15 protein-coding genes are annotated in these 18,640 nt (G+C 44.5%); 1 reads left to right on the top strand and 14 read right to left on the bottom strand.

Translation table 11 applies throughout. The annotated features are described in order from the left end of the window. Nucleotides 1-93: 93 nt before the first annotated feature. Genes BFO_RS09995 through BFO_RS09980 form a run of 4 tightly spaced genes read right to left on the bottom strand, consistent with a single transcriptional unit; the run spans nt 94 to nt 4,847 of the window. Entirely contained in the window at nt 94-1,851 is a 1,758-nt protein-coding gene (locus tag BFO_RS09995) for an O-antigen ligase family protein (RefSeq protein ID WP_014225598.1), read from the bottom strand. Next, nucleotides 1,848-2,537, bottom strand: a complete 690-nt coding sequence (locus tag BFO_RS09990; RefSeq protein WP_141728789.1) for a hypothetical protein — start codon at nt 2,535-2,537, stop codon at nt 1,848-1,850. The genes BFO_RS09995 and BFO_RS09990 overlap by 4 nt, the downstream gene beginning before the upstream one ends. 3 nt (nt 2,538-2,540) lie before the next feature. Then, entirely contained in the window at nt 2,541-3,617 is a 1,077-nt protein-coding gene (locus BFO_RS09985) for an efflux RND transporter periplasmic adaptor subunit (protein ID WP_014225596.1), read from the bottom strand. Nucleotides 3,618-3,620: 3 nt separating this feature from the next. Continuing rightward, nucleotides 3,621-4,847 carry an ABC transporter permease gene (locus BFO_RS09980; RefSeq protein ID WP_014225595.1) on the bottom strand — a complete coding sequence of 409 codons (1,227 nt, stop codon included), beginning with the start codon at nt 4,845-4,847 and terminating at the stop codon, nt 3,621-3,623. A gap of 162 nt (nt 4,848-5,009) precedes the next feature. Here BFO_RS09980 and BFO_RS09975 point away from each other — a divergent pair, with 162 nt between their 5' ends. Then, nucleotides 5,010-6,215, top strand: coding sequence for a PNGase F N-terminal domain-containing protein (locus BFO_RS09975; protein ID WP_014225594.1), 1,206 nt, complete (start codon nt 5,010-5,012; stop codon nt 6,213-6,215). A gap of 41 nt (nt 6,216-6,256) precedes the next feature. Here the strand turns inward: BFO_RS09975 and BFO_RS14495 are convergent, their stop codons facing one another. From BFO_RS14495 to BFO_RS09925, 10 genes are all read right to left on the bottom strand, one after another. Further along, nucleotides 6,257-6,595: a helix-turn-helix domain-containing protein gene (locus tag BFO_RS14495; protein WP_014225593.1), complete on the bottom strand. Its 339-nt coding sequence runs from the start codon at nt 6,593-6,595 to the stop codon at nt 6,257-6,259. A gap of 547 nt (nt 6,596-7,142) precedes the next feature. Continuing rightward, a complete protein-coding gene (locus tag BFO_RS09965; protein WP_014225591.1) occupies nt 7,143-8,570 on the bottom strand; it encodes an MFS transporter in 1,428 nt (475 codons plus the stop codon). A 49-nt stretch (nt 8,571-8,619) separates the two neighbouring features. Continuing rightward, nucleotides 8,620-9,291 carry a bifunctional 4-hydroxy-2-oxoglutarate aldolase/2-dehydro-3-deoxy-phosphogluconate aldolase gene (locus tag BFO_RS09960; protein ID WP_041590858.1) on the bottom strand — a complete coding sequence of 224 codons (672 nt, stop codon included), beginning with the start codon at nt 9,289-9,291 and terminating at the stop codon, nt 8,620-8,622. A gap of 26 nt (nt 9,292-9,317) precedes the next feature. Beyond that, on the bottom strand, nt 9,318-10,109 hold the full coding sequence (locus tag BFO_RS09955; protein ID WP_014225589.1) for a gluconate 5-dehydrogenase: 792 nt from the start codon (nt 10,107-10,109) through the stop codon (nt 9,318-9,320). A 36-nt stretch (nt 10,110-10,145) separates the two neighbouring features. Then, on the bottom strand, nt 10,146-11,186 hold the full coding sequence (locus tag BFO_RS09950) for a sugar kinase (RefSeq protein WP_014225588.1): 1,041 nt from the start codon (nt 11,184-11,186) through the stop codon (nt 10,146-10,148). Between the two features lie 34 nt (nt 11,187-11,220). Further along, entirely contained in the window at nt 11,221-13,146 is a 1,926-nt protein-coding gene (locus BFO_RS09945; RefSeq protein ID WP_014225587.1) for a heparinase II/III domain-containing protein, read from the bottom strand. A 36-nt stretch (nt 13,147-13,182) separates the two neighbouring features. After that, nucleotides 13,183-14,733 (bottom strand): sulfatase family protein, encoded by a 1,551-nt coding sequence (locus BFO_RS09940; RefSeq protein ID WP_014225586.1) that lies wholly within the window; start codon nt 14,731-14,733, stop codon nt 13,183-13,185. Next, entirely contained in the window at nt 14,730-15,872 is a 1,143-nt protein-coding gene (locus BFO_RS09935) for a DUF4861 family protein (RefSeq protein WP_014225585.1), read from the bottom strand. The genes BFO_RS09940 and BFO_RS09935 overlap by 4 nt, the downstream gene beginning before the upstream one ends. 13 nt (nt 15,873-15,885) lie before the next feature. Beyond that, nucleotides 15,886-16,728, bottom strand: a complete 843-nt coding sequence (gene kduI / locus BFO_RS09930; protein WP_014225584.1) for a 5-dehydro-4-deoxy-D-glucuronate isomerase — start codon at nt 16,726-16,728, stop codon at nt 15,886-15,888. Between the two features lie 198 nt (nt 16,729-16,926). Then, nucleotides 16,927-18,633: a RagB/SusD family nutrient uptake outer membrane protein gene (locus tag BFO_RS09925; protein ID WP_014225583.1), complete on the bottom strand. Its 1,707-nt coding sequence runs from the start codon at nt 18,631-18,633 to the stop codon at nt 16,927-16,929. Nucleotides 18,634-18,640: the final 7 nt, after the last annotated feature.

The following is an 18,640-nucleotide window of genomic DNA, read 5'->3' as shown; positions in this document are numbered from 1 at the left end:
AATTGATTTACTTATCATATGCAGAAATTCGCACATTTATGTACTCCTGTTTGCACTTTGCTTTTACATCTCTCACGAATTACTGTCATTCAATTATTTATCAACAGATTCATATTGCAACAATTTTCTCATTTCTTCTTTTATTTCTTTAGCTGCTGTAGTAGGCACTTTCTCTTTGGTTGCAAGAATTTCGTTCGCCCATTGGCGAGCCTCCGATTCACGCCCTTGTTCCAACAGCAATTGTACCAATCGATATTTGGAATACAGTTTAGACGGAATTTGATAAATTACATTTTTATATGCACTTTCCGCTTCGTTGTATTTTCCTTGTTTCCGGTAATTGTTGCCAAGCAAAATATACCCATTCGGATTTGATGTTTTACGAATAGATTGCTCCAATAGTTCAGAACTTTCATCATATTGTCCTTTTAAGGCAAGCGCTGATCCATAGTAGAACAAAAATATTCCGTTGTCTTTCAAGATAGGGTAAGCCTCTTTATATTTTTCAATACCGACATCTATCCGTCCCTCGAATACCAATTTCTGCCCTTCTCGCTGCAACTTATATCCATGCAGATTGATAAACCCTAAGGCAAGGGTAATCGTTCCTGCAACCGTACATATCCATTGAAGTTTAGGAAATACGGCAAAATCCGAAGTATGCTTTTTATGGAAGATTATTGCCAAGCAGATGATAAAATGTAAATATATCAATGCTGTCTGAAACGGATAAGAAACGAATGACAACACTGCTATGGCATAAAGCGAGGCTTTTGCACCGAGAATAAACGGCGAATATGGAGATTTTTTTCTGCGAAATGCCGCGACAAAAACGCCTGCCCACAAAAACACTCCTAATAAACCCTGCTCAATAAAAATTTGCAACGGTTCATTATAAGCACAAGTTACATAATCCGCCACTTTTTTTTCAGCATCAGAACCGCTCCCCCTTGCAAAATAATCAGATTGCCAATGCCCATAATTCGCCTCGAAAGCGCCGATTCCATCTCCCACAATCAAATTTTGATAAGGCTTTTGCAATGCTACTTTCCACACCAATAGCCTTCCGAATGCAGAATCTGCCTTATATTGGTATAAAGCGTATGCGGCAATGGCTATTAGCAAAACAGAACAAACAACGGCTACGAATTTTCTTGCCGCTGTATTCAAAAAAATAACGATTTTATTATAGAACAGAAACTTATTGTTTAAAACCACAAGACTCCCAACCGAACATGCAATCCAAGCACCTCGCGATTGAGAAATAATGATGAGATAAAACATCAAAATCAGACAAGAAGCCAAAACATAAGAAATATTTTCAGCCTTTTTATGGCGTTTATCATATATGAGCCAAACAGAAAGTATCAGAGGAAAAACAGCACTTAAATAACCGGCATAAGCACCCGGATTATTTAATGAACCACCCAATATAAAATGACTCTCTCCGTTGCCAATAAAACCGAACAGTTGACCAAATCCGTACAGAATTTCCAAGCCGGCACCTGCCACAACAAACCAAAAAGTATATTTTACAAAAAGCCTGTTTTGGTGAAACAAGTTTTTGAAAGCAAAAAACAACAGCCATAAAATTGCCACGGAGAAAATCCAATATGAACCGTATTCATGGCCTCTGACTACCATTTGAATCAGTATGTATGTACACAAAATTGAAATAAGACATTCTCCTTTGCCGATACAAAATCCTTTACGCATCAAAATTGCCGACAACAACAGTACGCCTAATGACGCAATATAAAACAAACCTTGCGATTCAACAAACCATCCACCTATATTCAAATGCAACGAAATAAGCAACAAAAACAGAAATATGTAAAGCAACGATTTCATTTCTTTTTTAGCAATCCCGGCACATATGCCAACATAAGATATACAACGAAACCTATACCTATAGCCATTAGAATCTGCTTCACCGAAAAACGAGCCCCCCCTTGTGGCTCTTGATATTGATAATCACTCTCTACATTTATTCCATTAAGTACTGATTTCGAAACGTCTTTTATCTGATATGTACCATTCGGCTTTTTGTAACCCGTCACGGATATATATCCGAATTTGGTAAGATACAAACTCTGAAAACATGCTATTGAAATACTGTCTTTTAATGCAGAAAATTCCGTTTGAATACAATATTTACCGTTTACGATTTCAGATTTACTATTCAATATTTTTAATGAGTCATTAGCAGGCATATTTTTCCTGTTCATTGCAAGCACTTCTTCAACTATCGCGTCGAATTTAAAACCATTTAATGTTTTCATCGTTGGCAAAAAGCTTATAAAAATATAATTTCCGTCAAAATAGTCCTTTTGGCAGACAGGATATAATCCGATATCCAAAGGAAATTTTCCCAATTTTTGCAGAAAGACATTTTGGGGAATCGTATCCCAACCGTCAGGGATATCGATCGAATATTTGCACGATTGTCGAGCTATAGGGATGGAAATTTTCCCATACAACTGATGCATACATAAGGCACCGATTGTCAACAATAAAAGTCTATTTATTCCTCTCATTTTTTATTTGTTTTCAGTTACTTTTATCCTATCCAAACTGTCCAGTCCCGAAACGATTTCCGTATATGTACCGTCGGATATGCCGGTTTTCAAGAAACGCTTTTCATAATCGCCGTTTTCTTTTTGTATTTCCACATAGACCGAATCATAACTGAACTGAAAATATTTTTCTTCTAATGCCAATACATGTTTCTTTCTGTCGATAACGATTTCGGCATTGACCGTACATCCGGCTTTGATGTATGAGCGACATGAATCGGGAATCTCTATATTAGCAGTTACTTCAAAACGTGAAACGCCTTCCTGAATAGTCCCTTTCGGTGCAATCATGTTCAATGTCCCATAGAGATGAATGCCTTTTGCCGCCATCAGGGTAAAGGTCGCCGGCATTCCGACATGCAGGTTCACCATATCGGATTCGAGAACACTTCCTCTGAAAATCAACAACTTCAGATCTGCTATCTTTGCAATGGTCGTCCCCTCGCTCAATGTACCTCTAGCCATCACAGAGCCCCCTTCTTTAATCGGTAATTCCAAGATTGTTCCACTGTTTGTTGCTGTGATAATATTGGAGATACTCCCTTCCCCATATATACCTTTTAGCATGCCTATTTCCGTCAAAACCGACTGATAGTTCGAATGAAGAATGCTTAAATTGCTTTTTTCATTTTCATACTCTTCCAGTGTAATAACACCTTTTCGATACAAATCTTCTGTACGCCTGAAAATAGCCTCCGCATGATCAAGCTTTTCTTTCGCTACTTCTAATTGACTTTGTAGCTGCTTATGTTCCATCGGGTCTTTTACATATTGTACTCGTGCGATAGGCTGTCCCAAATCTACCTCATCACCTATATGTATCAACAATTTTTCCAAGACCCCTGATATGGTAGATTTTATTTCGATTTCTTTATGCGGTAGAATAATACCGGAGATTCTCAATCTATATTCAATATTGCGGTATCCGGCTGAGACAGTGTCAGAATTCTGTGTTTGACTATTGTTGCCCAATACACGGTAAAGAACAAAACCGAGACATCCCAAGAGCATGATGATAATTACTGCTTTAACTATTTTCATGATTCAAATTTCTTCTTTAAGAGCTTCGACGGGATTTAATTCTGCGGCATATATCGCAGGTTTCAATCCGGCCAGAATTCCGGAAATCATCAAAATAAATACGGCTGCAATTGTTGTCGGCAGGTCCACACCGGGCTTTTCCATCATTACGGTATCTTCCGAAATAAACAATCCGATAATCTTCAATCCTCCCCATCCGGCTGCAATCCCGATATAACCGGCAATAGAGGTTAATGCTACAGCTTCCCATAAAAACATGGCCTTTATCATACCGGCACTTGCGCCGACTGACTTTCGTATTCCGACTTCACGAGTACGTTCTTTGGCTGCTGCATACATGATGTTTCCGACCCCAATCACCCCGCTTACTAATGTGCTTATTCCCATGAACCACAAAAATTTTTTCAGCATAGAGAATAAACTTGTGAATGCTTTAACTTGCTCTTCCATACTATTGAAATAAAACACATTGTCATCTCTCGGATCAAATCGGTACTTACGTGCCATCAAGTTTCGCACGCGATGCTTAGTTTGTGCCACATCAGCCTTGTCTTTCAAGGCATATACCATCGTCGGAGAGTTTCTGGCATCAGCATAAGACTGTATATATGTAGAATAGGGCATATAAATCGTTCGAGCTTCATAAGCACTCAATATCGTGTTTTTAATTGTGCCTGAAATCCGGTATATTTCGTGATTGATACGTATATATCGCCCTGTTGCGTGTTTATCTTTGAACAGCACCTCCGCGACATTTGCCCCGATTAAAACAACCTTACGGCCCTCCTGCATATCCAATATATTCAATATGCGTCCGCTATCTGTTTCTAGTCGTTTTATCTCGAAGTAATCCGGATAGACACCTTTAATTTCAAACCTTCCGTTTTTTTCATCAGCATAAACCGTACTCCATCGACTGGATTCAGGAGAGATATGAGTTATTTCCGGTATTCCTGCTTTCAACATCCGTAAGTCTTCTTCCGTAAATGCGATCCGTTTGCCTGCTTGGCTTTCTTTATATCCCAAGGACGTTTCGGATGCATAAACATAAGTCATACTTTTTGAGAAACCACTGAATATCTTGAATACACCTCTTTCAAACGCCGAACCAATTCCCACTAATAAAATTAGAATAAAAATGCCCCAAGCAATGCCGATACCCGTCAGAATCGCTCTTGTGGGCTTTCTTTTTAAGGATTCATATATTTCATACCAAAAATTGGTAAACATGCCTTCATTGATTTTTTTGCAAAAATATTTCAACTAAGCAGGAATTACTTTTTTAGATTGTATAAAAAAATGCACGATAATGTTTTTTATTTGCACGTTAGTTTGTGCGTTTTATTTTTGTGTCTACATTTGTCTCTTTAAAAAAATAAAATAACGAAGATCATGAAAACATTCTATTTGTGTATTCTGCTATGGACTTCCGGTTGCCTGTTGGTTTCGGGGCAGACTGTTCGAGTTTTCGATAATGAACGAATTTGTTTTGACCCGAATTTATATCAAAAAAATTACATCTATACCGATTCCAATAAGATCATTCACCTCACAAATGGACGTATCATATTAAAAAAGATCGCCTTACCTTTCCATGAACAGAATTTGCAGATGAAGCTGACAGCTCACATCACTCTTTCTTCTGATGGAGACCCATGGGATAAGACCGGCTCGTGTTTTATTATTCCACATAATTCTGAAATTCATATGATTAACATTGCCAAAGGAGAGAAGCAATATCCACTTGTCGACAGTATGAAATACGAGAATCTGAAAGGTATCGTCGCAAGTGAGAAATATCAACCGGTGATTGAATTGATGCGTTTCATGACGCCGTTTGGAGTCGGTTATTACAGTAAGAATGACTCTTCGGAGAGTAAACAAAAGCCCGTTTATATCGACCGTTGGGCGGAAAACGTGGAATGGAGTGAGGATATCACTCATCTTTACTCAATATTTAAAGACAGTGTATACGTAGGGATTTATATTGACACTTGGACGAAAGAAGGGTTTCTGGTCAATCTCGATATTGATATAGAAGTCTTTGGTAAAAAAACAAAAGAAATATCGGTAAATCCGATTATCAACACGGTTTACTATATGGGACAATCATATCCGGATATCTTTTGTCGCAAGGACCTTGAAGCGAGTTTCCATATCCCTCCGAAGGCCAAAAACGTACGGATCAAATATATCGCAACGGGGCATGGAGGACATTCAGGGGGAGATGAATTTAAACCGACGGAACATAGTATTTATGTCGACAATTCAGAGGTTTTTCGGTTTATCCCATGGCGAAACGATTGCGCTTCGTTTCGTCGTTATAATCCATCTGCCGGTGTATGGTTGGTTAAGCGTATGGCCTCATATATTGGGGAAAAAGGATATGAAGAAAAAGAAATAGAAGAGTCATTAGCTTCATCTGATTTGTCGCGCTCGAACTGGTGTCCGGGCAGCCTGGTTTCACCGATAGAGATTCCTCTAAACATGGACAGCGGAACCCATATTATACGATTCAGTATTCCACAGGCACAAGCATCACATGGCGAGAAACTTAATCACTGGCTGATTTCAGCATATATTGTATGGGAAGAATAGTTTTTGATAGCCAATCGTTATCTTCAATATAATATTACCGTTTATTCCTTACTTTTTATCCTGAATTCTTCGTATTGGAGAAATTTTTTCCGTATTTCTTCCGGAATATACCGGGGATCAATGGAGATACCGTATCCATAGATAAATATATGCTCGGGCAAAAGTGTTTTCTTTTTTACATAGATTTCTTCCAAAAAGTTGTAATCAAGGACTTCGGAAATTATACAGAGCAAATCGATATCAATACTTTTTTGTTCAAAAATATTATATACTCTTCTTCTTGAGCATCCGATTTGTGCAGCAAAATGATTGATCGAAAGTCTTCGTTCCTTGACTTTTTGCCGAATTAGCGGTCCTATGTATATATCTTTGTTTATCATCGGGTAAATTGCGTATAACCCGATTCTAATGATAATAGAAGTACCCAAAAAAGTACGTGGGACATTCTCATTACTGGCAGAGGTCTTCGCACAACCCGGTGTAAGAACAAGAAAGCCCACGTAGCACGTACTACGTGAGCGTCAATGCTTTTTCGTCTTACACCGATAAAAAATTGCGAAGTTTCTGCCGGTCAGAATAAAGCTAACGCTTTCGTATTATATTTCAGTACAACTTTTTTACATTTTATATTGTTTAAATTATTCCTCTATAAACACAACAAAGGTAAGGAAAAAGATAGACAACATCATTTCACACCTTGATTTTTTACACTCACTGTGTGTATTGCTATCACATATTCACAAACCAAATCACGTAAAACACATATTTCATGACTCCTTTATATTGATTCTTTATTCTGCAATATTTCGGCCAATTACATATCTGTCAATATGGTAATTTTGACGTTTTCAAGATTACCGTTGACCGGATGAATCAAACATCTCCACGAGAAATGTCGGTCAGCGATCCACCTCCAATAAGATTTCCCTACAATTTTTCAATCGGCCGATATTTCGGTACAAGGCTTTTCATCACCACCCAACCCAACAGATAGGCCACGGCACAGACACAGAAGATGATAAAATAACCGGCCGGTTTACCTTCGAAGCCGAAGCATTGCAGATTCGTCTCACCGGCATACACGAAAAGTTTACCGGCCGACTTCTGCAGGATCAGCGAACCGATGCCTCCTGCCATACCACCGATACCGGTCACGGATGCGATGGCCGACTTGGGAAACATATCCCCGATGGTCGAAAAAATATTGGCCGACCACGATTGATGTGCAGCCCCTCCAAGTCCGATCAGGATAACGGGGAACCACGGGGAGATCGTACCCAACGGTTGTGCCATCAGCACAATCAGAGGAATGAAGGCAAAGATAAGCATGGCCTGCATCCTCGCGGCATACGGATTCTTCCCGGTCTTGTCAATAATGATAGTCGGCAGTTTACCCCCATAAACCGAGAGCATCGTAATGGCGTAGAGCGTGAAGATAAGCGCCATACCGAGTCCGTCGGTCGTTTTGATACCGAATTGCGTGTTCAGATACGACGGAATCCAGAAGAGGAAGAACCACCACACGCCATCGGTCATGAACTTGCCGAATGCGAAAGCCCACGTCTGTCGGTGCATAAAGCAGCGGATAAACGAACTTTTCTCTTCCGATGCATCTGCCGGCAGACTGTCCGTATCTTTATCCGAAAGAATATAGTCGAGCTCGGCCTGATTGACACGTGCGTTCTTCTCCGGTTTTTCATACATAAAGATCCAGAATCCCATCCATACGAATCCCAATGCTCCAATGATGATAAAAGCCATTTCCCAGCCGAAGGCTTTGGCCAAAGGAGGGATGGATAAAGGAGCGATCAATGCGCCGATCGATGCACCGGCGTTGAAGATACTCGTGGCATAGGCCCGGTCTTTCTTCGGAAAATATTCGGCCGTCACTTTGATGGCTGCGGGGAAGTTGCCGGCCTCACCGATCGCCAACATACAACGTGCGACGATGAAAGCGTACATGCTCACCGTAGCGATGACGACAACTACGTCGCCTGTAGCCTGTGCCAATTCGGCTGCCGAGGCCAGTCCGGTGTATTGCTCGGTGACGATACCACACAATGCATGAATACACGCTCCGAGCGACCAAACACCAATGGCCCACAAGAATCCTTTCTTACTCCCAAGCCAGTCGACAAATCGGCCGGCAAAAAGCATCGAGATGGCATAGATGAGCGAAAACAACCCCGTGATAGTACCGTAATGATCTTCGTTCCAATGAAATTCGGGTTTGATAAATTCATCCCATGTCAACGACAGCACTTGTCGGTCTAAGTAATTGATCGTCGTCGCAAAAAAAAGCAATGAGCAAATCACCCATCTGTAATTTGTCTTTTGTTCATTTCTCATATTCATATTCTACTTCTTTACTATCTTTTACTTCTTTAACTACCCTACCCTTTTTTTACTCCTTCCGAACCTCACGGATAACACCTAATGCCTGTGCACAAATGTCTGTAATCTTTTCCCAGTTACCGGAAGCTATGGCCTCGGGCGGAAACAGGTTAGACCCCATCCCGACACATGTTGCTCCCGCATCGAACCAGGCTTTCAGGTTCGCTTCTTTGGGCTTAACACCTCCCGTCACCATCACCTGCGACCACGGCATCGGCGCTTTGAGCGCTTTGACAAAGCCGGGGCCCAGCACATCGCCGGGAAAGACCTTACAGATATCACAACCCAACTCCTGCGCATATCCCACTTCCGATACCGATCCACAACCCGGAATATAAGGAACGAGCCGGCGGTTACAGACTTTTGCAATGTCGGGGTTCGTCAGTGGACCGACAACAAAGTTAGCCCCCGACTGCAGGTATAACGAAGCGGTCGGGGCATCGACGATGGATCCGACGCCAAGTATCATCTCCGGACAAGCCTCAACGATCCAGCGGCTCACCGCTCCGAACACTTCGTGAGCTGCCTCTTCTCTGTTCGTAAACTCGAAGACCCTGACCCCTCCGTTATAGCAGGCACGGATAACCTGCTTGGCCACTTCCACATCACAACTACAAAACACCGGCACGAGGCCCGTATCCGTCATGGTCCGTATTGTTTCTTTCTTATCGAATCTTGCCATATTTATCACAATGGAATTCCTGTTAATTAAGGCTGTTTACCGATATAAGCAAGGATACCTCCGTCGACATACAAGATATGTCCGTTCACGAAGTCCGAAGCACTGGAAGCCAAAAAGACAGCAGGCCCGGCCAAATCGTCGGGCGTACCCCATCGGGCGGCCGGCGTCTTGGCAATGATGAAAGAATCAAACGGATGACGCGAACCGTCGGGCTGTATTTCACGTAGCGGTGCCGTTTGCGGTGTGGCGATATAACCCGGTCCGATACCGTTACACTGGATGTTGTACTGTCCGTATTCCGAGGCAATGTTACGTGTCAACATTTTCAGTCCTCCCTTGGCGGCAGCATATGCCGAAACGGTTTCACGCCCCAATTCACTCATCATGGAGCAGATATTGATAATCTTTCCGTGTCCTTTTTTGATCATCGCGGGAATAACCGCCTTGGCCACAATAAACGGAGCATTCAGATCGACATCGATCACTTGCCGAAATTCTTCGGCGCTCATCTCGTGCATCGGGATACGTTTGATGATACCGGCGTTGTTAACCAGAATATCGATTGTTCCCACTTCCTTCTCTATCTGTGCGACCATCGCATCGACCGCCTTTTCGTCGGTCACATCGCAGATGTATCCCTTAGCCTCAATCCCGGCTTCTTTATAAGCTCTTAACCCTTTGTCTACAAACTCTTGCTTCAGGTCGTTAAACACGATGGTTGCTCCTGCTCCGGCCAATGCCGACGCAATAGCGAAACCGATACCGTAAGATGCTCCTGTTACAAGCGCTACTTTACCTTCTAATTTAAACTGTTCCATATCGTTTTATTTCTTTTATTATTTTAATAATTAATATTATCTTACTACTCTGCCCGATCCATCGCCTCCCATCAGTTGCTCCACTTCGCTCACTGACATGAGGTTAAAGTCTCCGTAAACCGTATGCTTGAGACACGATGCCGCCACGGCAAAATTGAGCGCCCGCTGATCGTCGTGCGGGTAGGTGATCAGTCCGTAGATCAGTCCGCCCATAAACGAGTCGCCCCCTCCTACCCGATCTACGATATGCGTAATATCGTATTGGCGCGATGCATACAGTTTGTCCGAATATAAGCACCCGCCCCACGTATTGTGGTTGGCGTTGATCGATCCGCGCAGAGTGACAATGACTTTCCGGGCACGCGGAAATCTCTGCATCAACTGACGACAGACCGACTCGAATTCATTCGCTTCCAGCTTGCCTCCGGTATGCTCGGCCTGAAATCCTTCCGGCTTGATGCCGAACACCTTCTCGGCATCTTCCTCGTTACCGAGGATGATATCGCATCCTTCAACGAGCGCCGGCATGACTTCCGAAGCCTTTTTCCCGTATTTCCACAAGTTCTTTCGGTAATTCAAATCGCATGAAACGGTTACGCCCATCTCATTGGCCGTCCGTATAGCTTCGAGGCATGCGTCGGCTGCCCCCTGCGAAAGCGCAGGAGTGATACCTGTCCAATGAAACCACTGTGCATCCTTCAGCACTTCTTCCCAGTCAATCATCCCCGGTATGATCTCGGCAATGGAAGATCCGGCACGATCGTATACGACTTTCGAAGGCCGTGCTACAGCGCCTGTTTCCAAAAAATAGATGCCTACCCGGTTACCGCCGCGAAGGATATGCTGTACACCCACATTGTATTTTCGCAGTTCGGAAATGCACCATTCGGCAATTTCATTTTGAGGTAACCGTGTGACGAACTCGACCGGGATGCCGTAATTAGCAAGTGAAACGGCTACATTGGCTTCGCCCCCGCCGAATGTTGCCCCGAGACTGGCAGATTGAATGAATCGCAAATATCCGGGAGTCGCTAAACGAAGCATGACCTCTCCGAAGGTAATCACTTTTTTTTGCATACTACACATTTATATTATAACGAATAAACCTTATTTATTTCCGTGAAATGACAATCCGGTAATGACCGCTTAGAGAGAGCTCTTTTGCCTCAAGCGTAATCCTGTACAGTTCCTTTCCCCACACGTTTGACAAACGCGGATCGGTCAACGTAATCGTTTCGACCGAAGAGGTAAATATATTTCTGTCGTATGACAGGCGCGCTTTTTTCCCTTGTACTTCCATATCGATCTGTCCTTCGATGCTCCGATCCACTCTCGCCCACGTCAGAAAATGAAGTTTATTCCTCTTTTCAGGTGATTCCAGCGAAAAACGGTCATTTATCTCGAGTTGCTTATCCCGTAACCGATAAGTCCTGTTCCACGAATGTATGGAGGTCTCCTCAGGATATGCCTGCTTCAATTCGAGCGATAACGTACGATTTGCCGGTGTAAATTTCATCTGCTCCGCTTTATATTTCGCTCCGAATGCCTGCTGGGTTCCGTTTATTTCCGGCAGGTTGTGGAAAAGACTTTGCATCGTCCAGATTGTATATCGTTCGTCACCGAATGTCTGTCGGGTGTAAGTACCTACACCGGCATCGATCAGTACGGGAGTCTCATCGATATACAGCGAGAACGTACCGACATCGTTATGATTATGGCTCTCGTTGTTATGTCCTCCTTTACCGGCAAAGAAAAGTCCGCCACGGGTTCTCATATAACAAAACTGGGTCTCGGGATACCACGTGGTAGCTGGGGCTGAGTAAGGAAGCGTGACTGTACTCAACGCATGGTGAAAGCGTAAGGTTTCAAATGTCCGGTATACGTCCCGGCGATTATTCGGAGCTTGCGGAGCCTGCTCATTCTTTCTGAGAAAGGCGGAAAAAGCCATCATCTCGGTGCTGTTTACCGCTTTTCCGTACCGATAGATCAAATCCGCATCGGGCTCGAGCCTGGCCGTAGCATCGGCAAAATTGACTACCCATCCGTTACCTACATACGAGCGAGAGATGTATTCCCCCATGCGGCGGATCAAAGGATCTTCAAAAAGGGACAGCTGTCCGCCGGTAACATCGCAAAGGAGCTGTAAGTAATCATACAGTTTTCCTGCCGCATGTCCCCAATAGGATGGGCCTTCCTCGCAGGCGCCGTCGGCTTTGCTGTAATTGATGAAATGATCGACCGACCGTATCGTTTTATAGACCGCTTTGGCCAGTCTGTCGGTATCGTTTTCGAGCAGCATGAAACACTGGAGTACGCTAAAGTTACACCACGGGTTCCAGTTGTTCACCATATCTCCCGGCTTGTAATTCATGGCCATCCACCAGAAATGATCGGTTTCAAGATACGTTTTCAGGATACGCTTCTCCACTTCGTCGCGCACTCGCTGTGATATTACGGGATTGATTTTATCCAATTCATCACGGAAAAAGTAATGAATCCACGAAAGTTCGGCGCCGACTTCGGCCGAGACAAGTGCAATCACATGTTCGCCATGATTAGGGAGTGTTCGATTGTCGTGTTGCAGACGTACATGAGCCGAGAGCGCCCACGAAGTCATCTCGCAGAAATAGAAGACGCCGTTAGCCAACGGTTCGATGAAACGCCCTTTTCCTTCGGCAAGTTCGGCCAGAAAGAGATCGGTCAGGGTCTGTGCGTTTTCATTGTACGGATTCTCCATGATCTTCCGCGATCCGCTTCGTTCGTATTCTATATAGTCCATTGCCTGAATGACCTGCCAGCGATACTCCAATGCTTTCTCACCCCGTCGGATATAGACATCTTTAAATTCACCGAACAGGGCATCCCAGCCTTGACGATCGGTATAATCGGGGTAAGCCACCCACTGTTGATGCAAGACGAGCAGCTCTTTTAACCTCTCTTCCGAGGTTTTCCGTTGCAACAAATTCTTTTCAGTATAGGCAAATAGTGTGCAAACCGGCAAGAAGTATATGATAAGAGAAAAAAGTAATTTCTTCATTTTTTCACCTCTTCATTATTACAGAATAACGTGTATTTATTCATACATAATCAAATCTTTCAGAATACCGTCTTTATACCACGGATCATCATATTTTTTGAGCAACTGTCCCAGCTGTATCAATAATTGTCGTTTCAGCTGAGGCCGGGTATTCCAATCGATATTATTCATCTGGTACGGATCATCGAGATCATCAAAAAGCAAGATTTCTTTCAGTTGCTTATTCTCCTTATCGACTGTAAGAGAGAGCGTATAACGATGTGTTTTGATACCACGCGCCACTGGAACATACGTTCTTACCTTACCGTCTTGATCTTGCCGACCATCCATATTCCGTATATATAAAGCAGCATCGGGCAATGGCTTGTCAGGTTGGTTGGAGAACAACGCTTTTGAGAAGTCGGTCCCCTGTACCTCATGAGGAATGTGTTGGCCCAGATTACTCAATCCAAGCAGTGTTGGCATAATATCCGGACTGGAGAGCAGATAGTCGACCACTTTCGGTTTAAGCCTCTGCGGATAACGTATCAGGAAAGGAACATTCATCGATTCAATATAAGGTGAGTTTTTAGCGTCTTGCAAACCATGGCTGCACATCGTTTCACCGTGATCGGAAGAAAATACCACCATGGTATTCTTCGACAATCCCAATTCATCTAAAGCTTCGAGCAAGCGGCCGAACTCCCGATCCACGCCTGTGATCTGTGCAAAATAATATGCCGCTGAAGATGACTTCTCCATTGTCGTATCGGCATTATGGCGTACAAGCAGTTCGCTCAATGTCCGGTCTTTGTAGTGCGTGTAATCCTCCTCCATGCAGTCATTGAACGAGTTGTACGGGTGATGCGGCGGATTCATGCTGATCATCAGAAAGAACGGTTTGGATACGTCACGCCGGCCGAATTCGTTTTTCAAATAACTGATGGCCATATCGGTTTCGTGCGAGGGTGACCATTGATTGATATCGTGTCGTTTACCGTCAGTATCCCAATAGTGCGGATGCTTATGTACATCGAATGTACCGTACGAATACCAGAAATTGAAGCCATGTCGTCTTTCGGGAGGAGTATAAGCATCCCAAACGAGGTCACGATTCTCCACATAGTTTCCCGGGTTCTCGGGATCGTTCGGCGTAGGGGTATCAAGATGATACTTTCCGATATAAGCACAGTCATAACCGTTACGACTGAAGACGTCGCTGACAGTCGTAGCATCGTTACGCAGCGTACTGAAAGGGCGTCTGCTGTTCACATTCAGCGGCACTCCGCTCCGGTGAGGATACATGCCTGTAAGCAGCGATGCACGATGCGGGCTGCTTAAGGGGCAGTTGCTCATGGCCGAAGAGAAAACAACCGACTCCCTGGCAAAACGATTCAGGTTCGGTGTTTCGACCGGATCCGCTTTACCTTGCAGATGCGAAGCAAAAGCCGGATCGTTCCAGAATCCCATCGCACTGTTACGCATCTGGTCAGGAAAAATATAGATAATGTTGGGACGTAAGGTGTCGTCGGCGCGGTGTTCTTGGGCATGTATGCAAGCCGGAATAACACCGATAAGTCCCAGACAGGATAGTTTAGAGGCTTTCATTCAACGTTTATTTTAAGAGGTTGTTTAATTTTTCGGGTTTCCTGCTTCAGGAAGTCGATCCATGCGGCGAAATTGTCGAATCCGGCTTTACTCCATCCGGCGCCGGCATAATACACATAGTTTGTTTTTGTGCGATAAGGGCTGATACCCAGCAGATGTCCATGACCGGTTCTGATTTCACGGAACGATTCCGGGCGGATTACGCCGGCATAGATCGTCCCGTTGATCGAGTCTGTCGGTGTTTCACAAGCCATGATTCCGTTCTCGGCATCAGAAAGAATGTCTTCAGGTGTCTGCGCATGCAGCACGATACCGGTAGCCAGTGTCATCTCTGCCGTATCAGCTTCAAATATCTGTTCGATCCGGTTGAGGTAGCTGTATGCATCGAGTGAGATTCGACGCGTCTCATTCACTTCGAAGCCTTGCACATTATACGGTTTGTAACGCAGCTCAAAGGCAATGCGTAAAGGCCCTTGATCAAGAATCCTGTATTCCGTAAAATTATTTCCGAGCCACAGACTGTCATTGACGTAAGGCGCTGTCATTCCCAACCCAAGCGTACGGCCTACTTTGTAGAAATCCAGCCCTTCACCATGATCTTCGTGATATGACCGAATACCGGCCAGATCATCTTTATACCACCGGTCGATAACGAGTGCATCGGTACGCTTAGCCCAGAAATCCATCCCGTTGCTGATCTCGCCGGTTGCTTCTAATGCCGGTCCGTACACCCGAAAAGCGCTGCGGTTGTTCTCCCACGTAAAGTCATCCTTCCGTTCGGGCACAAAACGGCCGTAGGTCATCGGATCCACATGGGCCGGTTTACCGACGGTTATGCGGTATTCGTTTTTTCCGTTTCCGGCAAGACTCACAGGGAAAATCAGGCTCACAGGTACCTCGTTTCCTTCAGTAATTAGTTGGCAGGGAATTTCTTCGCTGGCGTCATTATGCACCACGACCGTTTGTCCGTCTTGCAACAAAAGTTTCTCGCATACGGTTGTCCACGCTATTTCAACCATTTCGTGTTCGCGATCGAATGTCGCAGGATTCACGACCGTTACCCGTATCGTTTTCTGCGTCTCCGTACATGCTGTTGTGGCACACAAGCAAAAAAGGGCAAGAAAAAAGAAATATTTCATCTTCGATTCGCCACTATTTAAGTTCGGTGATTTTTGAAAAATCCTGATCACCATAGTCGAGATTTTCTCCGGCCATCCCCCAGATAAAAGTATAATTGCTTGTTGCGGCGCCCGAATGGATAGACCACTCCGGTGAAAGCACTGCCTGATCACCTCTCATCCAAATGTGTCTCGTTTCGTTCGGCTCACCCATAAAATGGCATACGGCCTGATCTTCCGGTACCTCGAAATAGAAATACGCTTCCATACGACGGCTATGCACGTGTGCGGGCATCGTGTTCCATACGCTTCCCACAGCAAGCTCTGTCATCCCCATCTGCAACTGGCAGGTAGGCAGCACTTCATTCACAATCATTTTATTGATTCTACGATGGTTCGAGGACTCCAACGAGCCGAGTTCCATCACGATGGCATTCGCTTTCGTCACTTTCTTATCAGGATAATTCCGGTGTGCCGTGGCCGAGTTGAAATAAAATTTAGCCGGCCGGTTTCCATCCAGGCTCTCGAAATACACTTCCCGATCACCCGAACCTACATAGAGCGCTTCTTTATAGTCGAGTTCAAAGACATCATCACCGACTTTCACGGACCCTTTGCCTCCGACATTATAAATACCCAACTCACGCCTCATCAGGAACACCGGTTGTTTCAGCGGATCGATCGCTTCGAGCCGAAGGGTTTCCCCTATGGGCATAGCTCCGCCCACGACCATCCGGTCATACATGGAATAGACCATATTTACCTCGTTTGGAACGAATATTTTCTCAATCAAGAAATCTTTTCTCAGTCGTTGCGTATCATACGCCTTCGCATCGTCGGGATGCGCTGCATAACGCAGTTCATAATTTGTCTTCATTTTGTTCGATTAGTTTTGTTTTGCACACAAATATAAGAAATAAATCGCATCTTTTCTTCGGTAGGAAGAAGTCATCACTGACGCTCTGCGCCGTTGGGAGAATTTCGGATTTATCTGCCGCAAAACAGGCTTACCGGTTTCCAGTAAGCTCTGTCTTGCGGCAGAATCGGCCTGATATATTATCTGTTCGAGACAGGATTACCAGCCAGGGTTCTGTACCAATTTGTCGTTCTTATCGATTTCCTCTATCGGTATCGGCCAGAGGTAATCACGGTCACGTACGACACGCTGATAGTATTTTGCACCGGTGAAACCCTTTTCCCATTTCCCATCGAGCAGTTTCTTTAAGAGATCCCAACGGCGCAGGTCACTGAAACGTAACCCTTCGCCGGCCATCTCCACGGCGCGTTCGTGCATGATACGCCTGAACACTTCTTCTTTTGTCGATGCTTTCAACCATTCGGGACCACTGTTCAGGCCAGGCATCTCCACACGCGCTCTTACTTGATTGATCAGCTCGACGGCACGTGCCTGATTCCCTGTTTCGTTGTGACATTCGGCACACATCAGCAGCACGTCGGCATAGCGGATGATCGGGAAATTGATCGGCGTATGCTCGCGGTTCGTCAGAGAACCGCCCATATCGTATTCAGGAACGAATTTACGCCAGGGATATGAGTCAGACATACTTCCGTTGATACGGATAAAGCCGTTTTTCTCATTTACTCCTCTGGCAACTACATACTCACAATCTTTACGGGCATTAGACACCCATCCATTGTAACGGGAATAAGGCAAAATGATAGAAGCTGCCATGCGAGGATCGCGTTTAGCATACATTTCAAGCAGTTTCTCCTTTGCTGAGGGATAAGCTTTCACCTTTGTTTTATCGGGCGTCAACGAAGCCCGGAACGTTTTATCCTTTACTTTGTTATCATTCTTGAAACCGGGAACAAACTCATCCCAGTCGAACGGTCGACCATCTTTCCATTCATACGAATCTACGAAGGTCGTTGCGGCCATCACATTATTCCAACAACTTCCGTAAGCAGCGCGTGTACCCATGTATTTAGCCATCGGCATACCGAACTCGGTACCCACACCGCTCATGTTTTGCACGGCAAAAATCATTTCGGAGCTCTCATCGCCACCGGGCTTAAACAAAGCAGCATAATCCGGATAAAGAGTAATGCCCGAAGTTTTGATCACTTCTTCGAAAACATCGGCTGCTTCCTTATATTTTTTACCATAGAGAAGTGTTTTTCCTTTCAACGACAGAGCAGCCCAACGGGTAGCTCTCCCGCGATTCGGTATATCCCACTCTGATGGAAGGGTTCGAGCTGCTTCGTCTAAGTCTTTGAGGATAAATTCATGGACAGCCTCTTGCGTATCTCTGGGTTTGAGCATATTCGCAAAATCTTTGGCTACAACCGTCGTCTCGTCATACAGCGGTACCCCTCCATAGAAATCACAAAGCGTAAAATAATACAATGCTCGCATAAACCGGGCTTCACCTTTGTAGCGAGCCTTTAATTCATCGCTCATCGTAATTTTATCTACATTCTGCAGCACGGCATTAGCCCGTGCAACACCTTCGTAGAGGTTGGCGAATTTTCTGGCGCAATAATCTTCCGAACTGTTATAAGTACCTCGGGAAATACGGAAATACGCAGGATCATCATAACCGGTGCCAATATCGGAGAGACAGTCGAATCCGTACTGAATCCCGAACACATGATCGTTTTGCATCTGGGCATAAACACCCATCATAGCCTGATCGGCATGAGTCTGAGTTTTCCAGAACGAATTTTCGTCCAGAGCGTCGGCCGGTTTTCTGTCGAGGTCATAACACGAAAAGAACAGAGCGGCCTGTATCATCGATAAAAGAATATATTTATATTTCATGATGGTA

The sequence above is a fragment of the Tannerella forsythia 92A2 genome (genome assembly GCF_000238215.1).
Lineage (GTDB): Bacteria > Bacteroidota > Bacteroidia > Bacteroidales > Tannerellaceae > Tannerella > Tannerella forsythia.
This window is presented reverse-complemented; position numbering and strand designations above follow the sequence as displayed.

Excerpts from the sequence above, each read along its gene's own strand:
- BFO_RS09995 (WP_014225598.1), bottom strand. The coding sequence starts at position 1,851 with ATGAAATCGTTGCTTTACATATTTCTGTTTTTGTTGCTTATTTCGTTG.
- BFO_RS09935 (WP_014225585.1), bottom strand. The coding sequence starts at position 15,872 with ATGAAATATTTCTTTTTTCTTGCCCTTTTTTGCTTGTGTGCCACAACA.
- BFO_RS09955 (WP_014225589.1), bottom strand. The coding sequence starts at position 10,109 with ATGGAACAGTTTAAATTAGAAGGTAAAGTAGCGCTTGTAACAGGAGCA.
- BFO_RS14495 (WP_014225593.1), bottom strand. The coding sequence starts at position 6,595 with ATGATAAACAAAGATATATACATAGGACCGCTAATTCGGCAAAAAGTC.
- BFO_RS09975 (WP_014225594.1), top strand. The coding sequence starts at position 5,010 with ATGAAAACATTCTATTTGTGTATTCTGCTATGGACTTCCGGTTGCCTG.
- BFO_RS09925 (WP_014225583.1), bottom strand. The coding sequence starts at position 18,633 with ATGAAATATAAATATATTCTTTTATCGATGATACAGGCCGCTCTGTTC.
- BFO_RS09965 (WP_014225591.1), bottom strand. The coding sequence starts at position 8,570 with ATGAATATGAGAAATGAACAAAAGACAAATTACAGATGGGTGATTTGC.
- BFO_RS09980 (WP_014225595.1), bottom strand. The coding sequence starts at position 4,847 with ATGTTTACCAATTTTTGGTATGAAATATATGAATCCTTAAAAAGAAAG.
- kduI (WP_014225584.1), bottom strand. The coding sequence starts at position 16,728 with ATGAAGACAAATTATGAACTGCGTTATGCAGCGCATCCCGACGATGCG.
- BFO_RS09950 (WP_014225588.1), bottom strand. The coding sequence starts at position 11,186 with ATGCAAAAAAAAGTGATTACCTTCGGAGAGGTCATGCTTCGTTTAGCG.
- BFO_RS09990 (WP_141728789.1), bottom strand. The coding sequence starts at position 2,537 with ATGAGAGGAATAAATAGACTTTTATTGTTGACAATCGGTGCCTTATGT.
- BFO_RS09945 (WP_014225587.1), bottom strand. The coding sequence starts at position 13,146 with ATGAAGAAATTACTTTTTTCTCTTATCATATACTTCTTGCCGGTTTGC.
- BFO_RS09960 (WP_041590858.1), bottom strand. The coding sequence starts at position 9,291 with ATGGCAAGATTCGATAAGAAAGAAACAATACGGACCATGACGGATACG.
- BFO_RS09985 (WP_014225596.1), bottom strand. The coding sequence starts at position 3,617 with ATGAAAATAGTTAAAGCAGTAATTATCATCATGCTCTTGGGATGTCTC.
- BFO_RS09940 (WP_014225586.1), bottom strand. The coding sequence starts at position 14,733 with ATGAAAGCCTCTAAACTATCCTGTCTGGGACTTATCGGTGTTATTCCG.